General features: G+C 56.7%; 6 protein-coding genes. 3 read left to right on the forward strand and 3 right to left on the reverse strand.

Annotated elements, in window-relative coordinates; genetic code table 11:
- Nucleotides 1–11: 11 nt before the first annotated feature.
- Entirely contained in the window at nt 12–839 is an 828-nt protein-coding gene (locus ACTQ40_RS08465) for a LuxR C-terminal-related transcriptional regulator (protein ID WP_441563866.1), read from the reverse strand.
- Nucleotides 840–1,443: 604 nt separating this feature from the next.
- On the opposite strand from ACTQ40_RS08465, the gene ACTQ40_RS08470 reads away from it, so the two are divergent.
- Nucleotides 1,444–2,094: a GNAT family N-acetyltransferase gene (locus tag ACTQ40_RS08470; RefSeq protein ID WP_441563867.1), complete on the forward strand. Its 651-nt coding sequence runs from the start codon at nt 1,444–1,446 to the stop codon at nt 2,092–2,094.
- Nucleotides 2,095–2,216: 122 nt separating this feature from the next.
- On the opposite strand, the gene aguA is transcribed toward ACTQ40_RS08470, so the two are convergent.
- Complete coding sequence (gene aguA, locus ACTQ40_RS08475; protein WP_154514946.1) at nt 2,217–3,338, reverse strand: agmatine deiminase; 1,122 nt, start codon at nt 3,336–3,338, stop codon at nt 2,217–2,219.
- A 178-nt stretch (nt 3,339–3,516) separates the two neighbouring features.
- Between aguA and ACTQ40_RS08480 the strand changes: the two genes are divergently transcribed.
- Both ACTQ40_RS08480 and ACTQ40_RS08485 read left to right on the forward strand, forming a co-directional pair.
- Nucleotides 3,517–4,320, forward strand: coding sequence for a helix-turn-helix domain-containing protein (locus ACTQ40_RS08480; RefSeq protein ID WP_441563869.1), 804 nt, complete (start codon nt 3,517–3,519; stop codon nt 4,318–4,320).
- A gap of 376 nt (nt 4,321–4,696) precedes the next feature.
- Nucleotides 4,697–4,888, forward strand: coding sequence for a hypothetical protein (locus tag ACTQ40_RS08485; protein WP_427794893.1), 192 nt, complete (start codon nt 4,697–4,699; stop codon nt 4,886–4,888).
- Between the two features lie 35 nt (nt 4,889–4,923).
- On the opposite strand, the gene ACTQ40_RS08490 is transcribed toward ACTQ40_RS08485, so the two are convergent.
- Nucleotides 4,924–6,333 (reverse strand): APC family permease, encoded by a 1,410-nt coding sequence (locus tag ACTQ40_RS08490; RefSeq protein WP_441563871.1) that lies wholly within the window; start codon nt 6,331–6,333, stop codon nt 4,924–4,926.
- Between the last annotated feature and the right edge of the window lie 64 nt (nt 6,334–6,397).

Raw genomic sequence — 6,397 nt, forward strand, 5'->3', positions numbered from 1 at the left:
TAACCCTGCCTTTAACCTGCCCAAAAGCTCTGAAGAAGCTCGGACCGCGATGAGACACCGCATTTACGGAATATCGTGTGAACATGCGATTTGACCGTGCCGACAGAGATAAACAATTCATTCGCTATGGCGCGGTTATCCTGGCCATCGAGCAGAAGGTCGAGCACTTCGCGTTCACGCGCGGAGATATCGTGCTGGTCGCAGAATGCCGAGAAGCGGACCTCCGCAATCTGCTTGGCAGAGGTGCCAGACGTTGTGGGCGGAGCAGAAAAGCGCAACGACAAGATCCGCGACGCCGCACGAACGGTATATATCGCGGCCACCACGCTCATGATGTTCTCTGGGATGTTTCTGCCGTAGGCAAAATACAGGTAATCGGTGACTTCGATCCGCCCAATATTCAGCCCGAGAACGCGTACATCCTCTATCAGAACAAACGCCGTCAACACAGCCATCACAATAAGAAACCTGCCGTAGCGTGCATAGAAGCTCTTTCGCGCCAACGGCTTGCTTTTGCGGTAGCAGACGAAAATCATGCCAAACGCCACGAACATGAACAGGGAGCGCAACGCATAAAAGGCGAGTTGTTTGATTGAATCGGGCTGCAACACAAGCGACATGGCCTCGAAAGCAGAAAAGGCGATGCAGGGCACGAGCATGTGAAGCCGGCTCGTCTTGTTTACGATCGCCAATGCAAATGCCCACATGCTCGCCATGATTCCAATCGATAGGACGAGTTTCGCTATGGGGTGAGTCATGGGAAATTGTCTGCTGAGGATATCTGCCATCATCTTACTGCCCTGATACTCATCGAGGAATACGATGGCGCTTTCGAGCATGTCGAAGAAAAAGAAGGCCGAGACCGTCAAGTAGCTTGTTCGATGTGAGACGAGGTATGCGCATACCGATACGCACACCGCCACCATGCAAACCAAGACGAATGTGATTCCGTAGAAGAAGCAGAACGTACTCACTACCGGGCCTTTCGCTTATTGATATGTGCTAAGGATAAACTTTACGCCAAAGACATGCAGATCGCTGTCTTCAGCGCAAAATCCAGCCAAAGAAAAGAAGGGTGGAAGACGCATATCCCCCACCCCAGCGCATGGGCGAAACTAGCCGGTGATGCGGGTGCCGGAGAGGCCGGCCATGGTCTCGGCGATGGTAGTCGTTGGGGACGTTCTTGTTTGACTAGTCGTTTAAGAACGTCCCCAAAGACTACCCAGAATGAGAGTGGATAATCTCCTGTTTTTGGCCTATATCAGCGCTAAAAGTGGGAGATTATCCACTCTCGTCGAGCGGACGTCCGATAATCCGCTCTCATTCTCTCTTGGAACCCTCCGTCCCCGAGGAATCGAGGCTCGTCTGCCGAATGGTCGATGCGGCCGTCCTGCGTCCATGTCACACTCATAGATGGCCTGACCCAACTTGGAAGGAGCCTCCATGAGCCTTGAGAACGTAGCCCTGCGCGCCGCCACGCTTGATGACCTGACCGGCATCGCCGCCATCTACAACCAGCTGTGGTGCAACACGCTGCGCAACCGCGGCGACGTCGAAGCCGCCGATTTCTGCGCACGCTTTAACATCGCCATGCAGCTGCAGCGTTCCCCCATCGCACTCGTCGCCGAGGCCGAGGGCCGCATTATTGCCGCCTGCTGCATCGGCATCTTCGAGGACGGCAAGCCGCGTACCAATCCCACCTGGGAGCCCTGTTACGACGAGCTGTTTATCCAGGCAACCGAGATGGCAAAGACCGCCGATGCCAAGCTCGAGGGCTCGCTCTTTGGCGACAGTCGTGAAAAGGCCACGGCCGACCGCTTTGCCGCCACGGGCAACGAGTATGCCCAGGGCCAGCTCAACCTGATCATCATTGTTCCCGAGTGGCAGGGCAAGGGACTCGGCCGCGCACTCATCGACCTTGCGCGCGCCGAGCTCGCCAAGGCAGGCTGCACCAAGTTCTTCCTGATGAGCGACTGCAACTCCGACTGGCAGTTCTACGAGCACCTCAACATGAAGCGCATCCTAGAAGATCACAGCCAGGACACCGGCGACGGCTTTATCGTCTACATGTACGGAGGCGACACGCAGGATTAGCCTGCACACCTAAGCCGCACGGCCCGCCGTTCAGCTGAAACCACCACACAAAAAGTCCGCCGACCATTGAAGTCGGCGGACTTTCGCGTGCGGACAATCAAGCGCTGTTCACCATGGAACTGCTATTTACAGCGCGCCTTAGGCTGCTGCTGGGTGATGCAGTGGATGTTGCCGCCGCCGTAGATAACTTCACGGGTCATGATACCGATGACTTCGCGGTCCGGATAAGCAGCTTGGATATCCTTGAGCGCCTGGGCGTCATTGGGATCGCCGAACTGCGGTACAAGCACCGCACCGTTGATGGGCAGGAAATTGAGATAGCTCGGTTCGAAAGCGTCCTCGGGAGTACGCGGCAGCACGCCCTCGACGGGATCGATCGTGCTGGCCTCTTCTTCGGTCATATATACCGATGTCGCAGGCATGATCACCTTGTGGATCTTGAGCTTGCGACCCTTGGCATCCGTGGCTTCGGAGAGCGTCTTGTACGCCTCCTGGCACTCCTTGTAGAACTTGTGGTTGGGATCGTCGGTCCACATGCAGCAGACTTCGCCGGGCGCACTAAAGCATGCGACGTCGTCCACATGGCCGTTCGTTTCGTACGGATCGATTCCGTCCTTGATCCAGATAACCTTCTCGATACCGAGATACTCAGAGAGCTTCTCCTCAATCTGCTCCTTGGTGTACTGCGGGTTGCGGTCCTCGTTGAGCAGACACATCTCGGTGGTCACGACGGTGCCTTGACCATCACAGTTGAACGAGCCGCCCTCGAGGATGTAATCCTCGGGACGATAACGGTTAACCTGCTCAAGCTGTGCCACTTGCAGGCCAATGGAAGCGTCCTTGTCCCACGGGAAATACAGGCCGTCAATGAAGCCGCCGTAAGCATTAAAGTGGAAGTGCGAAAGGGCCACCTCACCATTGTCATTAACGAGGAATGCCGGGCCGGGGTCGCGAATCCAGCTGTCGTTGTACTCCATGTGGATAACGCGCACGTTCTCAACGCCGTCGAAGATCTCACACACCGCGGGGAAGTCTTCGGTGTTGACGCCCACAGTGATGGGCTGAAAGCGTGCAACGGTCTTGATGATCTCGGTGAAGACCTTCTGCGCCGGCTTGGCGCCGCAACGCCACACGTCGGAGCGGTGCGGCCATAGAATCCAGGTGCGCTCCTGCTCCTCATACTCACCGGGCATATAGAACCCGTCCTTCTTAGGCGTGGATTCACTCTCGTAGATTGTCTTCATTTCAAGCTCCTAAATCTCGGTGCTTTTGCTTGACGAGACCATGATGCGGCCGCACCGAGATGTTCTCAATGGTCCCTCGAGCCCCTTTCAACGACCGACGGTATACCATTCGCTGACCTAAAGTTCTATTCAGGCCGAGAACATGACATACTGGATTCCACAATGGAAAGGACGCCCTATGCCCCCATGCAATAAACAGCAGACTATTGAGTTGGACGGTACGACCTGGACTGCTCTCAACGAGCTCGCGCTTGCAATCCACGCATCACACGGTATTGATAAGCTGCAAAAGGAGACCCTCGAGGGAACGACAGGGCTCGTGCCCCATCGGATCGCCATGTTCGACCTTATCGAGGCGGCGGACAGTGATACCCCACGCTACGTCCATCCTGCAAGCAGCGGAATGGACGACCGCGCACTGAGCGACTACTACAACCGCTACGCCGCGATGGACTATACAACATGGAGCTTTGACCTACATAAGGTCGGCGTCTACCGCGACCTCGACCTGGTCGACGTCGAGCGACGCGATGCCACGCCCATCTATCGCAAATGGATGGAACCGCAGGGCGTCTACTTTGGCTGTACGGCCACGCTCGCGCACAACGACAGCCCGCTAGGAAGCATCGCCCTGTTTCGCGAACGCACGGCCGGAGACTTTACCGACACCGAGCTCGCAATCCTGCTCGAAATCGCTCGGCACGCGAGCCTCACGCTCGCCAACCTCTATCCTCGGGGCATTAAACTCACCCAGACCGAAGACACAAACCAGCTGAATGCTTTCATTGCAGAACATAATATCCAACCGCGCGAAGCCGAAGTCATGCGGCTCATGCTCGACGGCAAAACGAACAAACAGATGGCAAACGAGCTATTCATAAGCGAGTCGACCGTAAAGAAGCACGTCAACGCCATCTATCGCAAGCTCGGCGTCAGCAACCGACTGGGCCTTATGACTGCCGCGCAAAACATCCTGCGATAAAAAAGGCGCCCTCCATACGGAGAACGCCCTTTGATTTCGCCATTTGAATTAGTGTCGGCTCTGGCTCAAAGAGTAGACGGGGTCATTTTGGTAGGTTTTATCTGGGTAAACGCCAATACGACACCCAAACCTCTACAGAAGGAACAGGCACTTATGTGGTGGTTCAGAAAGGAAACGGCCCGCTCCGGCGGTTTATCTCAATCTGTAACAAGTAGAGGCGATTTATTAAGCTAGACGTTACAGATTGAGACGTTGAAGATAGCGCAGAAATAGCCGTCGCATTTGTGTTGGTTTTGAACTCTCCGCGACGGGATGCTAGACTGGCGACGTATACATTCGCGCCAGAACACGGGTCGCATGAAGAAAAGGAGATGCCATGGCGCCTATCGCACCGCTCAAGATGCTCGTCGCTCCTGCCGCCAAGGCCATCGCCCGCCTGAGCGACTCACTCACCTACGACGATGTCCCCTGTCTTGTCGACGAACGTACGGACAGCTGCCCTTACCTGGGACACGTCCCCTACTTTGCGCCTAAACTCGCTTCTGACCCCGAGCACCGCGAGCGGTAATCCAAGATGCAGCAAGCGCCGCGCAGCTCGCGGCGCTACTGTTTTGGTGCAAAGAAACCTGTCCCCCTTGCACCAACGCCGGGATTATCGACGCTGCGGCCGCGGCGCGATATGAGGCGCGAGACCTCGCCCAACAACACACCGATTACCACGCCCACGAGAATCGGCAACTTTGTCATCTCGGCGGGTGAGCTGTTGAGCGGCACAATGGTGGCGACAATCGAAAGCACAAGCTCCACCACGGGAATCGCAAGTGCCACCGCGAGCACCTTGCCCTCGAAGGGCGCGCGGAACACGCGCGGGCGATCGTCGTATCTGCGCAGGCGCCAAAACGCCGGGAACATCGGAATATAGCTCATAAGCAGGAAGACGACGTTCATCGAGAAGAAAACCCAAAAGACGTCGGAGCCCTCGCCCAGCGGAATCTGAAGCAGCAGCACCAGGCTGGCGAAACAACCGTTAATGAGTGCCGAGCCATTGGGCATGCCGGTCCTCTTGGACACCAGCGCAAAGGGACGCGGCATATTGCCGTGACGCGCGGCATAGCTCGCCATGTTGTTGACGCCAAAGCTCCAGCAGATCATGTTGGCGAACAGCGTCACCAAAAAGGCCGCGCCCACGACCATCGTCAGCGGATGGCTGCGCCCCAACATGGCGGCGACCGCGTCCACAATGCCCGAATCGAGAGAAAGCCGCTCGGTGGGAACCGCGGCTCCAATGCCGATGCCGCAGATAATGTAGATTGCCGCAATGGCAACGCCACCGGCGATAACCGCCTTGGGGATATCACGCGACGGGTTTTTCATCGTGCTGGCAAAGGTCGCGACCACCTCGAAGCCCATAAAGTTGAACAGGATGATCGATAGGTACGTCAACGAATCGGTGTCGCCCAAATCTGGAATGAAGGTCTTAAACGACATGTCGTTGGCAAAGCCGTTATCGCAGGCAAACCAGATGCCGACGATTCCCACCACGGCGGTAATGAGCACCTTGATGACGGCACCGCCGTCCATGACCCAATCGGCCTCGGCCACCGGGTGCATCGCCATGACCGTGACGCCCCACACAAAGGCAAGCTCGATGGCAATCCGGGCCCCGAGCGAAAATTCGATGCCCCATACCGCATTGATGACACTGGGGAACATACAGGCGATACTTGCAACCCACAGCGGGAAGTTGACCCAGTAGCACCAGGAGCAGCAGGCACCCCAACGGTCGCCCAAGCCCAGGCGAACCCAATCGTACAGGCCGCCCTCGGAATCGAACGCCGTACCGAGCTCGGCCACCACCAGGCCATAGGGAAGCAAAAACGTGATGATGAGGAAGGCCCACCAGAAGAACTGCACGTTGCCCATGGCAGATGCCGGGGCGGCCGCCTCGATGGTAAATACGACGCAGATAACCGAGAGGATGACCTCGAACAGGGAGAACTTTTTACCTGCCATGGCACGCTCCCCCTACAGCAAAAAAGATGGCATCTGCACCGAAGGCGCAGCCCAAGGCAGGGTT

This window comes from Collinsella sp. Sow4_D11 (assembly GCF_052116465.1).
Classification (GTDB): Bacteria; Actinomycetota; Coriobacteriia; order Coriobacteriales; family Coriobacteriaceae; genus Collinsella.

Bases quoted from the DNA above. Each gene is read 5' to 3' on its own strand.
- ACTQ40_RS08480 (WP_441563869.1), top strand. From the start codon at position 3,517: ATGCCCCCATGCAATAAACAGCAGACTATTGAGTTGGACGGTACGACC.
- ACTQ40_RS08485 (WP_427794893.1), top strand. From the start codon at position 4,697: ATGGCGCCTATCGCACCGCTCAAGATGCTCGTCGCTCCTGCCGCCAAG.
- ACTQ40_RS08490 (WP_441563871.1), bottom strand. From the start codon at position 6,333: ATGGCAGGTAAAAAGTTCTCCCTGTTCGAGGTCATCCTCTCGGTTATC.
- ACTQ40_RS08465 (WP_441563866.1), bottom strand. From the start codon at position 839: ATGCTCGAAAGCGCCATCGTATTCCTCGATGAGTATCAGGGCAGTAAG.
- ACTQ40_RS08470 (WP_441563867.1), top strand. From the start codon at position 1,444: ATGAGCCTTGAGAACGTAGCCCTGCGCGCCGCCACGCTTGATGACCTG.
- aguA (WP_154514946.1), bottom strand. From the start codon at position 3,338: ATGAAGACAATCTACGAGAGTGAATCCACGCCTAAGAAGGACGGGTTC.